Here is a 17,637-nt window from a genome sequence, read left to right on the forward strand (position 1 = left end):
CTGATCAGCTGGGATCGCGCAGCTGCTGTTTGAGCACCTTGCCGCCGGCATTGCGCGGGAGGTCGTCGACGAAGACGATCTCCCGCGGCACCTTGTAGCCGGCCAGGCGCGAGCGCGACCACTCGATGAGGGTGGCCGGATCGGTCGCGGCCCCGTCGGCGGGCACCACGACGGCGCGGCCGACCTCGCCGAGCCGCTCGTCGGGGATGCCGATCACCGCGACATCGCGAATATCCGGGTGCTGCAGCAGGACTCGCTCGATCTCGGCCGGGTAGGCGTTGAAGCCGCCGACGATGAACATGTCCTTGAGCCGGTCGGTGATGCGCAGGTAGCCGTCGTGGTCGAGGGTGCCGACATCGCCGGTGTGCAGGTAGCCGTCCGCGTCGATGGCGGCGGCGGTGGCCTCGGGATCGTCGAGGTAGCCGAGCATGACATTCGGGCCCTTGACGGTGATCTCGCCGGGTTTGCCCGGCGCCACCGGTGTGCCGTCGCGGTCGAGGATGCGGATCTCACTGCCGGACAGGGTCTTTCCGACCGTGCCCGCGACCAGTTCGGTGGGGGCGTCGGGCGGGCAGATGGAGACGACGCCGATGGATTCGGTGAGGCCGTAGGCGGTGAAGACGTAGGGGACGCGCAGATCCTCGCGAATGCGCCGCACCAGTTCGGTGGGGATGGTCGCGCCGCCGGTCCCAGCCAGGCGCAGCGAGCCCAGTAGGTGCTGATCGTGCTCGGCGGCCAGCAGGTCGCTGAAAAGCGTTGGCGGCCCGGCCAGCACGGTGATCCGCTCGCTCTCGATGAGCTGCAGCGCCCGGGCGGCGTCGAAGCGCTCCATCGGAACCATGGTGGCGGTGCGCAGCAGGCAGGCCAGGATGCCGGCCTTGTACCCGAAGGTGTGCGAGAACGGGTTCACCAGCAGATACCGGTCGCGCGGGCGCAGCGTCACCGCGTCGGCCCACTGCGCGAGCACCTCCAGGGTCTGCCGGTGCGTGGCGAGCACGCCCTTGGGTGCGCCGGTGGTGCCGGAGGTGAACAGGATGTCGGACACCGACTCCGGATCCACCTGGGCGCTGCGCTCGACCGCGGACTGCGGCTCGATCACGGTGCCGGGAGCCAGAAATCCTGCCCAGGAGCTGATGTCCCAGTCGGCCGCGTTCTCGCCGCGGGCGTCGTCGAGCAGGATGACATGTTCCAGATCCGGTAGGGGACGGCCGGATTCGGCCAGCATGGCCGGATAGTCCGCGCCCAGGAACTCCTGGACCGTGCACACCGCCTTGACGTGGCTGCGGGTCAGCACCTCAGCGGTCTCCGCGCCACGCAGCCGGGTGCTGATCGGCACCAGAGTCGCTCCCGCACCGAGCATTCCGAGCGCGGTCACGATCCAGCGCACGCTGTTGGGGGCCCACATTCCCACCCGGTCACCGGGTTCGAGCCCCGACGCCATGGCCGCCCGGGTCACCGCGGCGACATCCTCGGCGAGTTCGGCGAATGTCAGCCGCCCCGCCGGCCCGGCAATGGCCACCGCCTCCGGATAGCGCCGCGCCCGGTCCGCCACCAGCGCCGGAATGGTCGTCACGGGCCCGGCCGCGGAGCTGCCGCCCGAGTGCCGCCGATCCATCCGCCCATCCTGCCCCAACCCGCAGTCCGCGTAGCCCATTTTCGAAGTGCCATCCCGCTGACCGGGCGTGCTGGCAGTACCGCCTCCCCGAAACTTCAGCGCACGGTTTGGGAGCCGTTGCCGGTTTCGCGCGCGTGCCGGCGGTCAGGAGCGCCACCGATTTTGGGGGTCCCCGGGGAGTTACCCCGGTCGGCGCGAGATCAGTTGTCGCGTTGGGCAACGGGCCGGGTGTGAGTGTCGGTCCTTTCATTCCGCTGATCGGGATGGGAGTTGGGTGTGGGCGCGCTCACCCGGCACGCTCGTTGAAGTGGTCCCGTAGGGGGACGGGATGGATATTGCCCGGCAGGCCGCTCGAGCAGCGGCGGAGCGCTGGAGTGCGAATGAATCCAGGACCTCGAAGGAGTGACATGACGGCCGGAACGGAGCTTGCGCAGCGTCTGGACCTTGCGGCGGGCGCGACCGTTGTCGAACTCGACGGCGCGTGCGGACTGTCGCGAGAGAAGATCGGCGGCAAGGCGTGGAGCATCGACCACATGCGGGCCCTCGGTCTGCCGGTGCCGCCCGCGTTCGTCATCACCACCGACGGCTGGGCCGACTACACGCGACGCGGCGCCATCGCCGATGAGATCTGGGCGCAGGTGCTCGACGGCATCGCCATGATCGAGCGCGGCACCGGCCGTCGCTTCGGGTCGGCGGAGCGCCCGCTGCTGGTGTCGGTGCGCTCGGGTGCGGCCATCTCGATGCCCGGCATGATGGACACCGTCCTGAACCTCGGCATGACCGACGCGGTGCAGCAGGCGCTGGCCGTGGAGACCAGCAATCCGACCTACGCGCAGGACACCCGGCAGCGCTTCGTGCATCAGTACCGCGAGACCGTGCTCGGCGACGCGAACGGCGCGGTCCCGGCCGATCCGTGGGACCAGCTGCGCGGTGCGATCGAGGCCGTGTTCCGGTCCTGGGATTCCGCGCGCGCCAAGACCTATCGCGCCAACCGCGGCGTGCCCGACACCCTGGGCACCGCGGTCACCGTGCAGGCCATGGTGTTCGGCAACCTCGACGAATTGTCCGGCACCGGTGTGCTTTTCAGCCGCAACCCCAATACCGGCGACGGCCCCGTCTACGGCGAGTGGCTGGTCGGCGGGCAGGGCGAGGACGTGGTGTCCGGCCGCCTGACCCCGCGCCCGCTCGACGAGCTGGCCGCCACCCAGCCCGCGGTGCACGAGCGGCTGATCGCCGCCGCCCAGCTGCTCGAGCACGACGGCCGCGATCTGCAGGACGTGGAGTTCACCGTCGAATCCGGCACGCTGTGGCTGCTGCAGTCGCGTCCGGCCAAGCGCTCGGCGCGGGCCGCGGTGCGTACCGCGGTCGCCATGGTCGAGGAGGGGCTGATCAGCGCCGACGAGGCCCTGGACCGGGTCACCGCCGACCAGGTGCGCGAGGTGCTGCGCCCCGCCTCCGGCGACACCGGCGGTCAGGAGCCCCTCGCCCGCGGCGAATCCGCCTGTCCCGGACTGGCTTCCGGCGTCGTCGTGACCGATCCCGACGAGGCCGAGGCGCGCGCCGAGGCAGGCGAGGACGTCATCCTGGTGCGTCCCACCACCAGCCCCGACGATCTGCACGGCATGATCGCCGCGCGGGCCATCGTCACCGAATTGGGCGGCACCACTTCGCATGCCGCGCTGGTCAGCCGGGAACTCGGCCGCCCGTGCGTGGTCGGCTGCGGGCCCGGCGTGGTCGCCGCGCTGACCGGCAAATCCGTCACGGTCGACGGCGGCGCCGGGCTGGTGCTGCCCGGCGAGGTCGTCGCCAAGCCGGTCGAGCAGGCCGTCCTCGACGATGTGCGTCAGCTCGCCCAGTGGGCGGGAGTGACCGGCGAGCAGCTCGCCGACCGGCTCGAAAACCGCGCTGTCGCATCGGAAGACGCCGAGGCCGCCACCGAGAACGCCGAGCAGGAAGAGGTTTCCGTGAACGCTCCCGTCACCGAGCTGGCCGTGCTGCGGCTGGTCGGCATCAAGGGCCGGGTGAACGCCGACAATGTGGCCGCCAGCCTGTTCGCCGACACCGCCGAGATCGCCTCCTGCTGTGAGGGTTTGGTGACCGCGGGCTACTGCGCCACCACCCCGGCCGGCTTCCGCATCACCCCCGAGGGCCGCCCGCGCCTGGAGCAGCTGCTGGCCGAGGAGCGCGCGACCGTCGACGCGGCCGCCATGACCGCCGCCTACGACGAGTTCTGCGTCTTCAACGGCGACCTCAAGGTCATCATCACCGACTGGCAGATGAAGGACCCGGCTACGGTCAACGATCACGCCGACGCCGAGTACGACGCCTCGGTGCTGGGCCGGCTCAACGAGACTCACCAGCGCCTGCGCCCGCTCATCGGCCGCCTGGGCGGGCTCGCCCCACGCCTGTCCCGCTACCTGGACCGCCTCGACCGCGCCGTCGAGCGCATCGCCGAGGGCGACCACACCTACGTGGCCCGGCCCATCATGGACAGCTACCACACCGTCTGGTTCGAGCTGCACGAAGACCTGATCGGCCTGTGCGGCCTGACCCGCGCGGAAGAAGCGGCGGCCGGCCGTGCCCACTGAGCCTGTTGTGACCACCGAGCCCGTCGTGACCACTGATTCCATGCCCTCCCGCTGGATCGACTTCGCCCAGATCGACAATGTGCGCGACCTGGGCGGGCTCCCCGTAACCGGCGGCGGCACCACACGTTTCGGCATCGTGCTGCGCTCCTCCACGCTGCAGCAGGCCACCTGCGACGACCTGTCGCACCTGGTCGAGAAGCTGGGCCTGCGCACGGTTATCGACCTGCGCCTGCCCGACGAGGTGGAGCGCGAGGGCTACGGGCTGATCGCCGACTCCGGTCTGCGCATCGCCAACCTGCCGATCCGCAAGTCGCCGCAATCCTCGCTGGCCGCACGGGATCTGGTCCCCGACAAGACCCGCGTCGACCTGACCGAGCTGTACGGTCAGCTGCTCGGCGGCAGTGGTGAGCACATCGTCGAGGCGGTTCGCCTCATCGTCGATCCGGACAGCCATTCGGTGCTGTTCCATTGCGCCGCAGGCAAAGACCGCACCGGCGTGCTCGCCGCGGTCCTGCTGGACGCGGTCGGGGTCCCCGCCGAGACGATCGCCCACGACTACGCCCTCACCAACGAGCGCATCCAGAAGGTCCGCGACCGACTCGACGCGCTCCCGTCCTACGAGGGCCTGCCGCAGACCAATACGGGCATCCTGGCCGTCTCCCCGGAGGTCATGCTCGGCTTCCTGAAGAACCTGCATGCCGAGCACGGCGGGGCCGCCAACTGGCTACTCGCCAACGGACTTTCGGAGTCCGAACTCCAGCGGCTCCGCGAGGTTCTGGTCGTCGCCTAGGCCTTCAGGTCCCGGTCGCTACCTCAGGTCCCGGTCGTTCCAGCCTCCGGCAGCAGCGACCGGACCCCCGCCGGGAGGCCGCCGCTCGCGGCAGCCTCCCGGACGAAACTCTCCAGCGTCGCCCGGAACGCCCCGGCGGCGTGCGTGGGTGTGACGTCCTTGCGATGGGCGAGCGCGACCGTCCGATGCAGCCCGTGGGATTCGCGCCCGCCGTCGCCCGACAGCGGAATCCCGCGCAGCCCGGGCCGTCCGGCCAGCACCGTGGACGGGACGACCGCGATCCCGAGTCCCACCTCCACGAACCGCAGCACGGCATCCATCTCGCCGCCCTCGACCGCGAAGCGGGGTTCGAACCCCGCCTCCCGGCAGGCCCCGATCGTCGCCTCCCGCAGGTCGTAGCCCGGCCGGAACATCACCAGCGGCCGGTCCCGCAGATCCGTGATCCGCAGGTGCGAGCGCTGGGGCAGCGAACTGTCGCCGACCCTGGCGGTGACCACCAGATCCTCGCGCAGAATCGGCGTGGTGGCCAGCGGGGTGTCCTCGCCCAGCGGCAGGATCACCAGCGCCGAATCGAGTGCGCCCCTGGTCAATTGCCGCACCAGATCCCGCGACCCGCCCTCCTCCACCAGCAGCCTGATCCCCGGATACGCGTCGTGATACCGCCGCAGCGCATCGGCCAGCAGCCCCGAACACAGCGACGGCGTCGCCCCGAGCCGAACTCGCCCCCGCCGCAGCCCCGCAAGCTCCTGCACCTCCAGCCGCGCAGTATCCACATCCGCCAGAATCCGGGTAGCCAACGGCAACAACGCCTCACCCGCCGGAGTCAGCGTGATATTCCCGCGCGCCCGGCTGAACAGCGAAGCCCCGAGCTCGCTCTCCAGCGTCCGAATCTGCTTCGACAACGACGGCTGCGCAACCCCCAGCGCATCGGCCGCCCTGGTGAAATGCCTGGCCTGCGCCACAGCCAAAAAGTACGACAACTGCTGCAACTGCACAGTCGATAGCCTAGAACTATGAACTCCGCCATTCCGATTCCGAGTCGATGATCACGAACACTCGTGCTCTCGAGCGGGGGCCGGTGGCGTATCGGGCGTGAGGTCGCTGCGTGGTGCGGACGGCGGACGGCCGTTGATCGAGAAGACCGCAATTTCCCATTCCGGCGGCCCCGTCCACGCCGTACTCTCGAATGGCATTGCCTCATGAGCGAGAAACCAACCGGTTACGAATTCAGGAGGTCGACATGCGAACCCAGGACAAGATCAGCACGGGAATGTTCCGTATCGATCTGGGCAGATTCTTCATGGAACAGGCTCGCAGCGTGGTGTCAGGTCTCGGCGATGGACGGGATGACGACCAGCCGGAGGCCGAGCAGCGTGAGGTGACCATTACCCGGAGCCCGGACAAGAACGAGGTATTCGACCGCTGGATCCGGCAGTCGCTGAAGGACCCCTACGGCGCGAGAGCGAACATCACGATCACCGAACTGGACGACCATGGGGAGCCCGTTCTGGCGATCAGTCTGATAAATGCCTGGACTCGCTCGTGGAACGTTCCCTCGCTCGAGTCCGGCAACGCTGGGTCGGCGAAGGAGACCGTCACTCTCTCCTGCGACAGGATGAAAATCGAGCAGTTCTAGCCTGCGGCGTACCTACCGTCGCATGAGCTGTGCGAGGTCACGAACTCGACGATCAGATACCAGCCGGCGGTCTCGACCTCCACGAGGCCGCCGAGCTGGGGTCTTCGCAACACCTCGAATACGCTTCCGGCGATTCTTGATTCGAATAATCGCTGATGTGGGAGGGTGCGGCCCATGCTGATCGAATACGGGGTGTGGGTTACGCGATTGGCGCTCGCCGTGGTGTTCGGGTTGTCGGCCTGGGGGAAACTGGCCGATCGCGCCGGTACGCGGCAGGCGGTGGGGGAGTTCGAGGTGCCGGTGCGGTGGGTGCCCGCCGTGGCGTGGGGGCTGCCGGTCGCCGAGGCGGTGTTGGCGGTCGGCGTCGTCCTGCCGTGGACGGCCGCCGCGGCGGCAGTCGGCGCGCTGCTCCTGCTGACGGTCTTCACGGTGGTCATGGTCGGCTTGTTGCGGCGCGGCAAGCGCCCCTCGTGCTCATGCTTCGGCGCGGCGAATACGACGCCGATCGGTGCGCGCAGCATCGTGCGCAACGGTGTGCTGATGGTGCTCGCGGCGTCGGTCGTGTGGGGCGGGTTGGCCCGTCCCTCGGTGCCCGCCGGACTGGCTGCCGATGCCGCGACCGGGCTCGCGCTCGGCGCGCTGCTGTGCGGGGTCCTGGCGTGGCTGGTCGGCCAGGTCGGCGCGCTGCGGCGCCGGCTGGACGAGCAGGCGCTCTCGACGCTGGGCGCCGAGGGCCTGCCGGTCGGCTCGGTCGCCCCGGAGTTCGAGTTGCTCGACCTCGCGGGCGCCCGCACGAACCTCGCGGACCTGCTCTCGGGGGGCCGGGCAGTGCTGCTGGTGTTCGTGCACCCGGGCTGTGAGATGTGCGCCGCGCTGGCCCGTGAGCTGCCGCGGTGGCGGGCGCGCACGGCCATGACCATGGTCGTCGTCGGGAACGGCGATGCCGATGAGCAGGCCGTTTGGGGTGCCGAACAGGGTCTGGGCGAGATCCCGTCGCTGGTCCAGCAGGGCAACGAGGCGGCGCTGCGATATCGCGTCCGCGGTACACCGTCGGCTGTGCTGATCGACGCCGAGGGCCGGGTCGCCGCGCCCGTTGCGCGGGGCGCTATCGCGATCCGTGAGTTGATTTTCGCCGGGAGATCGATCCGAGCCCAGCTTTCCTCTCGAAGCAACGGCCACCACGCCGCTAACCAGGGCCGGAACTGACCCCTCGGTCCGGTTACCTCCGCCGGAAACCGGCGGGAAGTCCAAATCTATTGCCGCACAGAGAATTTCGTGTACACAGCGCTCTCGCGCCGATACGATGCTGAGTGCATCGATGCAGAACCGCGTACGAATCCCATCCACTACTTCTGGCAGGGAGATGTCATGGCGGACTTCGCATTCACCGATTACTCCGGCAAGGAATTCATCATCCGGCTCAATGACCCGCAGCGCATCGCGGAAGCACGTCGGGTCCTGTCCGGCGAGGAGCAGATGTCGATCCATGTCATGGGCCGCATCAGGAAGCGGGTGGCAGACTACAACCCGGGTTGGAGCTTCCACCTCGACCCGGACACGATCAGCTTCTTCACTGTGGCGATCGAGGTCTGCGACTCGGCTATCTCCTACGTCGAGGAAAACCTGGACGAGGCTTGCGGCGCTTTCCTGCCGGGTTGCTTCTGGTGTCCGTGGTCGTCCCGACTCACCCGAGAGATCCGCTGATCGCGACGCCGTCGGCGGCGGACCCCGGCCGAGTGCTCTCGGCCGGGGTTCACTGGTTCAGTCTCCGTGTGACATCGTTCACGGGCCGCATTCACTACTTGCAGTAGTAATTCCGGTTGCAGCTCGGTGCATAGGCCAGGGTCATGGAGACCAGAGCGTTGGGGACTTGGACCGGGGGCGCGGCGCGGACGTAGTTTCCGCTGGTGGCTGTCGTAATACCTGAGCTCTACCGGACGACGGTGGGCAAGAAGGCCGTGATGGCGGTGACCGGGGGCATTCTGGTGCTTTTCCTCATCGCCCACATGGCCGGGAATCTCAAAGTGTTTCTGGGGGCGTCGGATTTCAATCACTATGCCGAGTGGTTGCGGACGGTTGGTGAGCCCGCGGTGCCTCGGCGGGGGCTGTTGTCGGCTGTGGAGGTCGTGCTCGCGGTGAGCGTGATCCTGCACATGTGGTCGGCGGTCTCGCTTGCGCGTACGGCGCGGCGCGCCAGGCCGGTCGGGTACGCGGCGAAGAAGAAGTCGCATGCGCAGGGTTATGCCGTTCACACCATGCGGTGGGGCGGCGTGATCATCGCGCTGTATCTCGTCTGGCATCTGCTGGATCTGACCTTCGGCGCGGTGAATCCTCTGGGCCGCAAGGCGACTCCGTATGAGAAGGTGGTCGCCGACTTCGCGCCGTCCCACTGGTACGTCACCCTCTTCTACGTTGTCGCCGTGGTCATGGTGGGTCTGCACCTGCGGCACGGCATTCGCAGTGCCGCCCGGACCCTGGGTCTGGCCGGGGCTCGCGGCTACGACCTGCTCGCGGCCGCCGTCTCGATCCTGCTGGTCGCCGGTTTCCTGGCCGTCCCGATCGCTGTCTCCTTCGGATGGGTGAAATAGCCATGAACGACAGTCTTTTCCGCACCGGCGAGCCCATCGCCGACACCAGAGCGCCGGGCGGGCCGATCGCCGAGCGCTGGACCACCCGTAAGTTCGAGGCCAAGCTGGTCAATCCCGCGAACAAGCGCAAGAAGACGGTCATCGTCATCGGCACCGGGCTGGCCGGCGGCTCGGCGGGGGCCACGCTGGGGGAGCAGGGCTATCGCGTGATCCAGTTCTGTTTCCAGGATTCGCCGCGGCGGGCGCACTCGATCGCCGCGCAGGGCGGGATCAATGCCGCCAAGAATTACCGCAACGACGGTGACAGCGTGCACCGGCTGTTCTACGACACGGTCAAGGGCGGCGACTACCGGTCGCGCGAGTCGAATGTGCACCGGCTGGCGGAGATCTCGACGCAGATCATCGATCAGTGTGTGGCGCAGGGTGTTCCGTTCGCCCGAGAGTACGGCGGCCTGCTCGACAATCGGTCGTTCGGCGGCGCGCAGGTCTCGCGCACCTTCTACGCCCGCGGCCAGACGGGGCAGCAGCTACTGCTGGGCGCGTATCAGGCGCTGCTGCGGCAGGTCGACGCGGGCACCGTGGAACTGCATGCGCGGCACGAGATGCTCGACCTGATCATGGTGGACGGGGTGGCGCGGGGCGTGGTCGTGCGCGACCTGGTCACCGGCGCGATCCGGTCCTACACGGCCGACGCCGTGGTGCTGGCCTCCGGCGGGTACGGCAACGTCTACTTCCTGTCGACCAATGCCATGGGCTCGAATGTCACGGCCTCGTGGCGGGCGCACAAGCACGGCGCGTACTTCGCCAATCCCTGCTTCACACAGATTCATCCGACCTGCATTCCGGTCTCGGGTGAACACCAGTCGAAGTTGACGCTCATGTCGGAGTCACTGCGCAACGACGGCCGGGTGTGGGTGCCCGAAAACATTGGGGACCAACGCAAGCCCGGCGATGTGCCCGAGCACGAGCGCGACTACTACCTGGAACGCATCTATCCGGCATTCGGCAATCTGGTGCCGCGCGACATCGCCTCCCGCGCGGCCAAGAACGTCTGCGACGAGGGGCGCGGGGTCGGGCCGGGCGGGCTCGGCGTCTATCTCGATTTCGCCGACGCCATCGGGCGGCTCGGCGTCGATGCGGTGAAAGCCAAGTACGGCAACCTTTTCACGATGTACGAACGGATCACGGGCGAGAACCCGTACGAGATGCCCATGCGCATCTACCCCGCCGTGCACTACACCATGGGCGGGCTGTGGGTGGACTACGACCTGCAATCCACCATTCCGGGACTGTTCGTGATCGGGGAGGCCAATTTCTCCGACCACGGCGCCAACCGGCTCGGGGCCTCGGCGCTCATGCAGGGCCTGGCCGACGGGTATTTCGTCCTGCCGGCCACCCTCGGCGACTATCTCGCCCGCGGTCCGGTCGGGGAGGTGCCGGCCGCCGCGATCGCGGCCGCCGAGGCCCGGGTCACCGCGATGATCGACAGACTCCTGTCCATCCGGGGCGACCGCACCGTCGACTCCTTCCACCGCGAGCTCGGCCACCTCATGTGGGAGTACTGCGGCATGGAACGGACCGAGGCGGGACTGCGCAAGGCGCTGGCCCTGATTCCCGCACTGCGCGCGGAGTTCTGGGAGCGCGTCAACGTGCCGGGCTCCGGGGACGACCTCAACCAGTCGCTGGAGCGCGCGGGCCGGGTGGCCGACTTCCTCGAACTGGCCGAGCTCATGGTCATCGATGCCCTGCACCGCACCGAATCGGCGGGCGGCCACTTCCGGGCCGAGTCGCAGACCGAGGACGGTGAGGCCCGCCGCGACGACGAGAACTTCTCCTATGTCGCCGCGTGGGAATGGAACCAGGACGAGCCACCGACGCTGCACCGGGAAGCGCTGAGCTTCGAGTACGTCCAGCCCAGCACGCGGTCCTACAAGTAAGAACGGAATCGAGAATGAAACTCACCCTGCGTATCTGGCGGCAGCGGAATTCCCGCGACAAGGGCGGGATGGTCGACTACGGCGTGGAGGTCTCGCCCGACGCGTCGTTCCTGGAAATGCTCGACGTCCTCAACGAACGGCTCACCGGCGCCGGTGAGGAGCCGATCGCCTTCGACCACGACTGCCGCGAGGGCATCTGCGGCGCGTGCTCACTCGTCATCGACGGCACTCCGCACGGCCCGGAGCAGGCCACCACCACCTGCCAGCTCCACATGCGGAAGTTCGCCGACGGCGACACGATCACCGTGGAACCGTGGCGGGCCAAGGCTTTTCCCGTCATCAAGGACCTGATGGTCGACCGCTCGGCATTCGACCGGATCATCCGGGCGGGCGGCTACATCACCGCGCCGACCGGCGCCGCACCCGAGGCCCACTCGATCCCGGTCCCGAAACCCGACGCCGACCTGGCCTTCCAGGCTGCCGAATGCATCGGCTGCGGCGCGTGCGTGGCCGCCTGCCCCAATGGTTCGGCCATGCTCTTCACCGCCGCCAAGGTCACCCACCTCGGCCTCCTGCCGCAGGGACAGCCGGAGCGCCACTCCCGCGTCGTCGGCATGCTTGGAGCCCATGACGATGCGGGCTTCGGCGGCTGCACCAACACCGGCGAATGCACCCTGGCCTGCCCGAAGGAAATCCCGCAGGACGTCATCGGCCGCCTGAACAGGGACTTCCTCCGCGCTGCGAGAAAGGCCCGCTGATCCCCTGATGTGGCCACGCCGGAGAGAGATCCGATCAGCGCGCCTCGATCATGATCTTGCCTTCTTCACCGGGCACAACGAGCGGGAGCAGGCGTTCGGCCTCGTCGCGGACAGCGGCCCCGGTGGCACGGGTGAGGGAATGCCAGGGCGTGATCCGAATCGTGGAACCGTCCAGATCCCAACGGCCGTGAACGAATCCGTCGACGAGATACATGGGCACGCCGCCCGAGGCGATCTTGGCGATGCGGGCGCGGTCGGCGTCGCTGATGATGCGGCTGCGGTCGCGGTGGCCGAGGCAGGCATTGTCGAAGGCGGGGAGGAAGCGGACGGGGGCGGGGAGTTCGGGGTCGGCGATCGGGGCGTCCGGGAGGTCGAAGAGTTCGCGGCCCGAGTCATCGTGCAGGACACGGAGTTCCGGGCGCAGGCGGGCGATCACCGCTGCCAGGCGGGTGACGCCCGCGAACTCCTGGATGTCGGCGGCGGTGGCCGGGCCGTAGGCGGCCAGGTAACGGCGGATGAGGGCTTCCGGGCGCGGGCCGTCGGCCAGGGGCGCGCCGATCGCCTCCGCGGCCGGCGACACCGAGACCGAGCGGCCGCGCCACGCGCCCCACACACCCGCCGCGGGATCATGTACCAGCGGGTGGATGATGCCGAGCGCGTGCACCAGGGCGCGCGGTTCACGGCCCGGGAAGCGTTCGGACAGCCGCTTGCCCAGGTCGCGGCGGGAAATGGTGGTGCCGGTCAGCAGTTCCGTTCCGGCCGAGGCCAATTCGGCGATATCGAGGCCGTCGACCGCATCCCGGAGATACACCGAGCGGAGCGTGGGCTCGATCGCCGGGCGGACCGTCGGGTACAGCCAGCGGTAGTCCTGGGCGTCCGTCAGGTGGACGGTCCGGCGAATCGTGGTGGCGCGCACCACGGTTCGATCACGCAGCAGCGCGCTCAAATCTTCGTGGCGGAAATCGGTGAGGCGCGACCACAGCCCCACATACGGCCAGTTCGGTTCCTGCGCCTGCACCGCGACCAGATGCCGGACCAGCTCGGCGGCGGGGATGGCGACCCGTTCGTTCAACTTCTGACGCAGCAGCAGCGTGCGGTTTAGGGTTCGCAGCGAGAGTTCCGGCATGGGTCCATTGTCGAATTGAACTAGGACAGATCAGGTCCTATATGGAGGACGGGCGGTTATGGGCACGGTGACGGCGGGGGAGTTCCGGCACATCTACGACCCCAGCGGGCCGGATCAGTGCTGGTACATCAACGATCACACCCTGATCCAGGACGCCGGCGGGCGCTGGCACCTGTTCGGCATCACCCATCCCGAGCCCGCCGACCCCTTCGACGAGACCGAGTTCGCGCACGCCACCGCCGACGACCCGCACGGCCCGTGGACCAAGTATCCGGCCGCGCTGACGGTGGACCGCGAGCGCGGCGAGACCCACCTGTGGGCCCCCTTCGTGGTGCGCGACGGCGACACCTACTTCATGTTCTTCGACGGCGGCGGAACCGACCGCACCGCAACGGGTATGGGCCTGGCCACCTCCACCGACCTGTTCCACTGGACCCGGCATCCGGGCGGCCCGGTCTTCCGCGACGGCTACGACGCCCGCGACCCCATGGTGCTGCAGGTGGCCGGGCAGTGGGTCATGTACTACTGCGCGACCAGCGCCCCCACCGGCGGCAACCACGTCGTCGCCTACCGCACCAGCCCGGACCTGGTGCACTGGAGCGAGCGCCGCATCGCCTACACCGACCCGGCGACCGGAACCGGCGCGGGCAATACCGAATCGCCGTTCGTGCTCCGCCACGCCGGCGCCTGGTATCTGCTGATCGGTCCGCGCCCCGGCTATGTCGGCACCGAGATCTTCCGCGGCGACAACCCTTTTCACTTCGACGCGTCCGGCCGCGTGGGGCACGTGCCCGCCCACGCGGCGGAGGTGATCACCCACGAGGACGCCCTCTGGATCACCCACGCGGGCTGGGCGCAGGGCGGAGTCGCGCTGGCCCGCTTGCACTTCCCACGCTGAGGAAGCCCGGCCCGCGTTCACCCCGAAAATCCGATTTCGGGCGTGGCGTGCGGCCTGAACTGGAATTCTGAACGGAGTCGAGAGTCCACCCAGTGCGGGGAGGCAGGCAGTATGGCCCGAATCGGCGTGATCAGTCTTTCCGACGGCCGCGACTATGTGCACGGCGGCATCGTCGGATTCATCCGGACCGCGGAGGACCGGCTCGTCACCGAGCTGACCGCGGCCGGGCACACCGTGATTCGCGGTGTGCAACCCATCGGCGGCAACGACCAGGCGGTGCGGGTGGCCCGGCAGGTGGAGGCGGCCGGGGTGGACCTGACCGTGCTGCACTACGCGGTGTGGGCGTTCCCGCACTTCACCATGCTGGTCGCGGGCGCGCTGCGCGGGCCGCTGCTGCTGCTGTCCAATATCGACCCGGTGCAGCCGGGCATGGTGGGCATGCTGGCTGCGGGCGGCGCGCTGGATCAGATCGGCCGCGCGCACGCCCGGCTGTGGGGCGATCCCGCGGATCCGGACCTGATCGCGGCCATCGGGGAACGCGCTCGCGGTGCGGCGGCGGTGGCCGGCCTGCGGGGCAGCACCTTCGGGCGCATCGGCGGGCGGCCCATGGGCATGAACACCGCGGTCGCCAATACCGATCAGTGGCAGCGGGCGTTCGGCATCGATGTCGAGGAGATCGACCAGTGGGAGATCGTGCGCCGGGCCGAACTCGCCGACGCCGGTGAGGCCCGGGCGGCGCGAGAATGGCTGGAGCGCAATACCGCCGGGGTCCACTACGACGGCGGCAAGCTGACGCCTGAGCTGCTGGAACGGCAGCTGCGCTCGTACCTGGCCATGCGGGATCTGATCGCGGAATGGCGGCTGGATTTCTCCGGCATCAAGGGACAGCCGGAGCTCACCCAGTACTTCGCCACCATGGACATCACCGAGGCGTTCCTCAACGACCCCTACGACTGGAACGGGCCCAAACAGCCCCACGTGTGCGCCACCGAGGCGGATATGGACGGGGCGCTCACCATGCAGCTGCTCAAGCAGATCGCGGGCACGCCGGTGCTCTTCGCCGATGTCCGGCACTATCACGCCGACCGCGACATCTGGGATCTGTGCAATTCCGGCCAGCATGCCACCTGGTACGCGGCGCGCAGCGACGATCCGGCCGAGAATCTGGCCCGGGTGCACCTGTATCCGGAGGTGTTCTTCTTCCCGGCCGGCGGCGCGTCGGTGCATCACCTGGCCGCGCCCGGGCAGATGACGCTGGCCCGGCTCACCCGCCGCGACGGCGCCTACCGCATGCAGCTGATGCTCGGCGAGTTCGAGACCTACGACCCGGCCACCAACGAATCGCTGATGAAACAGTCCACCTGGGAGTGGCCGCACGCCTTCGCCCGCCTGGACGCCGACGCCGGGGACTTCCTGTCCCGCTTCGGCGCCAATCACATTCACGCCGTGCCGGGCGACCAGCGCGCCACCGTCCGCGCGGCCTGCGAACTGCTCGACGTCACGCTCGACGAGTTCAGCCGGGCGAGCTGACATGTTCCTCGGCATCGATATCGGTACCTCCGGATCCAAGGGCGTCCTGGTCGACCACGCGGGCACGGTCGCGATGAGAGCCGAACGACCGCACCGGGTTTCGACGCCGCGCCCGGGCTGGGTGGAGCACGACGCGGAGACCGTCTGGTGGGCCGACTTCGCGGCCATCGCCCGCGAACTGGTGGCGGCCGCCGACGGCGAACCCCTCGAGGGGCTCGCGGTGAGCGGCATCGGGCCGTGCCTGCTGCCCGCCGACGCCGCCGGCCGTCCGCTGCGGCCCGCCATCCTCTACGGGGTCGACACGCGCGCCGGCGACGAAATCGAGGAACTGAACGCGGAATTGGGCGCACAGACCGTGCTGGAGCGCTGCGGCTCGCCGCTCACCAGTCAGGCGGTCGGGCCGAAGCTGCGCTGGCTCATCCGCCACGAGCCGCAGGTGTGGCGGGCCACCCGGATGCTGTTGATGGCGAGCTCGTTTCTGGTCCATCGCCTCACCGGCCGCTACGTCCTGGACCATCAATCCGCCAGCCAGTGCGTGCCCATGTACGACCTGATGGCCCGCGACTGGGCCGTGGACTGGGCCGAATCCGTCGCACCCGGCCTGCGACTACCCGAATTGGCCTGGCCCACCGAGATAGTCGGCCGGGTCACCGCCGAGGCCGCCGCGGCCACCGGCCTGCCCGCCGGGCTGCCGGTCACCACCGGCACCATCGACGCCTGGGCCGAGGCCGCCGGTGTCGGCGTCCGGGCCCCCGGCGACTGCATGATCATGTACGGCACCACCATGTTCCTCATCCAGGTGCTGACCGGCCCCCGCCCCCAGCCCGGCCTGTGGACCACCTGCGGAACCTGGCCCGGCACTTACACGTCCGCCGCCGGCATGGCCACCTCCGGCGCGATCACCGACTGGCTGCGCACCCTCACCGGCGGCGATTTCTCCGAACTCGTCGACGAGGCAGCCCACGTTCCGCCCGGCAGCCGCGGGCTGCTGGTGCTGCCCTACTTCGCGGGTGAACGCACGCCCCTGTTCGATCCGGACGCCCGCGGCGTGATCGCCGGTCTCACCGTCACCCACCAGCGCGCCGACCTCTACCGCGCGGTCCTCGAGGGCATCGGCTACGGCGTGCGGCACAACCTCGAGGCCATGGCCGCCGCGGGGGCTCCCGCCACCCGGCTGGTGGCCGTGGGCGGCGGCACCAAGGGCGGGCTGTGGACCCGCATCGTTTCCGACATCACCGGCCTGCCCCAGCAGCTTCCGGCCGACACGGTCGGTGCGGCCCTGGGCGACGCCCTGCTCGCCGCCGAATCCCTGGGCCTGGACACCGCCGCCTGGAACCCGATCATCACCACGGTCGAACCCGACCCGTCGGTCACCGCCCACTACGCCCCGTACTACCGCCACTACCGATCCCTTTACGACGCAACGAGAGCCACCGCCCACTTCCTCGCCCGGGAGCAACACCGCGCCGCCCCGTGACACCCGCTAGGGTCCGGCGGGGAAGGGCAGGTGGATGACTCGATATCACCGCATCGCGGCGCAGGACCTCGGCCGCCTCGGGGCGCTCAGCGACGGAATCTTCGCTGTGGCAATGACATTGCTGGTGCTGGATCTGCACGTGCCCGCGGGCGAGGCGTGGCACGAGCGCTCGCTGTGGAGTGCGGGCGCGGTCTCCGACGAGCAACTGGTCTGGCATGCCCTCACCCACGTGGGCCCGCAGTTCCTCATCTGCCTGCTGGGTTTCCTCACCCTCGGCATGTTCTGGATCGGCCAGCAGACCCAGCTCAACCTCATGGACCGGGCGGACCGCTCGCTCACCTGGATCCACCTCATGTTCCTGTTCGGAATCTGCCTGGTGCCCTTCGCCACCGCGCTGCTGGCCGCCTTCCCCCAGTCCCGCCTGGCCCTGCTGGTGTACTGGGCCGACCTGCTGTATCTGGGCCTGGTCCAGCTCGCCGCGCTCCGCTATGCGCGTCGCGCCGGTCTGCTCGCCGAGCACACCGGACCCGAGGACCTGACGGCCATCCGCCGCCGCATCGGCATCGTGCAACTGCTGTATGCGGCGGCGGTGGCCCTCTGCCCGACCAGCACCTACCTGAGCATCGGGCTGATCATCGCACTCCAGGTGAATTCGGCTGTCTCCCCGCCGATTCGCCCGTTCGATCGTTTCTGA

15 protein-coding genes are annotated in these 17,637 nt (G+C 69.1%); 12 read left to right on the forward strand and 3 right to left on the reverse strand.

Annotated elements, in window-relative coordinates; all coding sequences use genetic code 11:
• Positions 1-4: 4 nt before the first annotated feature.
• On the reverse strand, positions 5-1,615 hold the full coding sequence (locus ACFXIV_RS29270) for a FadD3 family acyl-CoA ligase (protein ID WP_379398881.1): 1,611 nt from the start codon (positions 1,613-1,615) through the stop codon (positions 5-7).
• Positions 1,616-2,022: 407 nt separating this feature from the next.
• Here ACFXIV_RS29270 and ACFXIV_RS29275 point away from each other — a divergent pair, with 407 nt between their 5' ends.
• Positions 2,023-4,203 (forward strand): pyruvate, phosphate dikinase, encoded by a 2,181-nt coding sequence (locus ACFXIV_RS29275; RefSeq protein WP_379398880.1) that lies wholly within the window; start codon positions 2,023-2,025, stop codon positions 4,201-4,203.
• 25 nt (positions 4,204-4,228) lie between these two features.
• Positions 4,229-4,993 (forward strand): tyrosine-protein phosphatase, encoded by a 765-nt coding sequence (locus ACFXIV_RS29280; protein ID WP_379398879.1) that lies wholly within the window; start codon positions 4,229-4,231, stop codon positions 4,991-4,993.
• A gap of 23 nt (positions 4,994-5,016) precedes the next feature.
• Here ACFXIV_RS29280 and ACFXIV_RS29285 read toward each other — a convergent pair whose 3' ends face one another.
• A complete protein-coding gene (locus tag ACFXIV_RS29285) occupies positions 5,017-5,988 on the reverse strand; it encodes a LysR family transcriptional regulator (RefSeq protein WP_379398878.1) in 972 nt (323 codons plus the stop codon).
• A gap of 245 nt (positions 5,989-6,233) precedes the next feature.
• Here ACFXIV_RS29285 and ACFXIV_RS29290 point away from each other — a divergent pair, with 245 nt between their 5' ends.
• The 6 genes from ACFXIV_RS29290 to ACFXIV_RS29315 all read left to right on the forward strand — a co-directional run bounded on the left by ACFXIV_RS29290 (position 6,234) and on the right by ACFXIV_RS29315 (position 11,912).
• Positions 6,234-6,629, forward strand: coding sequence for a phage tail protein (locus ACFXIV_RS29290; RefSeq protein ID WP_379398877.1), 396 nt, complete (start codon positions 6,234-6,236; stop codon positions 6,627-6,629).
• 174 nt (positions 6,630-6,803) lie between these two features.
• The gene (locus ACFXIV_RS29295) at positions 6,804-7,835 is read left to right on the forward strand and encodes a TlpA family protein disulfide reductase (RefSeq protein WP_379398876.1); all 1,032 of its coding nucleotides are present in this window, start codon (positions 6,804-6,806) and stop codon (positions 7,833-7,835) included.
• Between the two features lie 69 nt (positions 7,836-7,904).
• Complete coding sequence (locus ACFXIV_RS29300) at positions 7,905-8,333, forward strand: calmodulin (RefSeq protein WP_379398875.1); 429 nt, start codon at positions 7,905-7,907, stop codon at positions 8,331-8,333.
• 203 nt (positions 8,334-8,536) lie between these two features.
• Positions 8,537-9,217 carry a succinate dehydrogenase cytochrome b subunit gene (locus ACFXIV_RS29305; RefSeq protein WP_379398874.1) on the forward strand — a complete coding sequence of 227 codons (681 nt, stop codon included), beginning with the start codon at positions 8,537-8,539 and terminating at the stop codon, positions 9,215-9,217.
• A gap of 2 nt (positions 9,218-9,219) precedes the next feature.
• A complete protein-coding gene (locus ACFXIV_RS29310) occupies positions 9,220-11,154 on the forward strand; it encodes a fumarate reductase/succinate dehydrogenase flavoprotein subunit (RefSeq protein ID WP_379398873.1) in 1,935 nt (644 codons plus the stop codon).
• Positions 11,155-11,168: 14 nt separating this feature from the next.
• A complete protein-coding gene (locus tag ACFXIV_RS29315; protein WP_379398872.1) occupies positions 11,169-11,912 on the forward strand; it encodes a succinate dehydrogenase/fumarate reductase iron-sulfur subunit in 744 nt (247 codons plus the stop codon).
• A 34-nt stretch (positions 11,913-11,946) separates the two neighbouring features.
• Here the strand turns inward: ACFXIV_RS29315 and ACFXIV_RS29320 are convergent, their stop codons facing one another.
• The gene (locus ACFXIV_RS29320) at positions 11,947-13,038 is read right to left on the reverse strand and encodes a winged helix DNA-binding domain-containing protein (RefSeq protein WP_379398871.1); all 1,092 of its coding nucleotides are present in this window, start codon (positions 13,036-13,038) and stop codon (positions 11,947-11,949) included.
• Between the two features lie 58 nt (positions 13,039-13,096).
• Between ACFXIV_RS29320 and ACFXIV_RS29325 the strand changes: the two genes are divergently transcribed.
• The 4 genes from ACFXIV_RS29325 to ACFXIV_RS29340 all read left to right on the forward strand — a co-directional run bounded on the left by ACFXIV_RS29325 (position 13,097) and on the right by ACFXIV_RS29340 (position 17,637).
• Positions 13,097-13,936: a glycosyl hydrolase family 32 gene (locus ACFXIV_RS29325; RefSeq protein ID WP_379398870.1), complete on the forward strand. Its 840-nt coding sequence runs from the start codon at positions 13,097-13,099 to the stop codon at positions 13,934-13,936.
• A gap of 111 nt (positions 13,937-14,047) precedes the next feature.
• A complete protein-coding gene (locus tag ACFXIV_RS29330; RefSeq protein WP_379398869.1) occupies positions 14,048-15,466 on the forward strand; it encodes an L-fucose/L-arabinose isomerase family protein in 1,419 nt (472 codons plus the stop codon).
• A gap of 1 nt (position 15,467) precedes the next feature.
• Positions 15,468-16,943: an FGGY-family carbohydrate kinase gene (locus ACFXIV_RS29335; RefSeq protein WP_379398868.1), complete on the forward strand. Its 1,476-nt coding sequence runs from the start codon at positions 15,468-15,470 to the stop codon at positions 16,941-16,943.
• Positions 16,944-16,977: 34 nt separating this feature from the next.
• The gene (locus ACFXIV_RS29340) at positions 16,978-17,637 is read left to right on the forward strand and encodes a TMEM175 family protein (protein ID WP_379398867.1); all 660 of its coding nucleotides are present in this window, start codon (positions 16,978-16,980) and stop codon (positions 17,635-17,637) included.

The organism is Nocardia sp. NPDC059236 (genome assembly GCF_042754085.1).
Lineage (GTDB): Bacteria > Actinomycetota > Actinomycetes > Mycobacteriales > Mycobacteriaceae > Nocardia.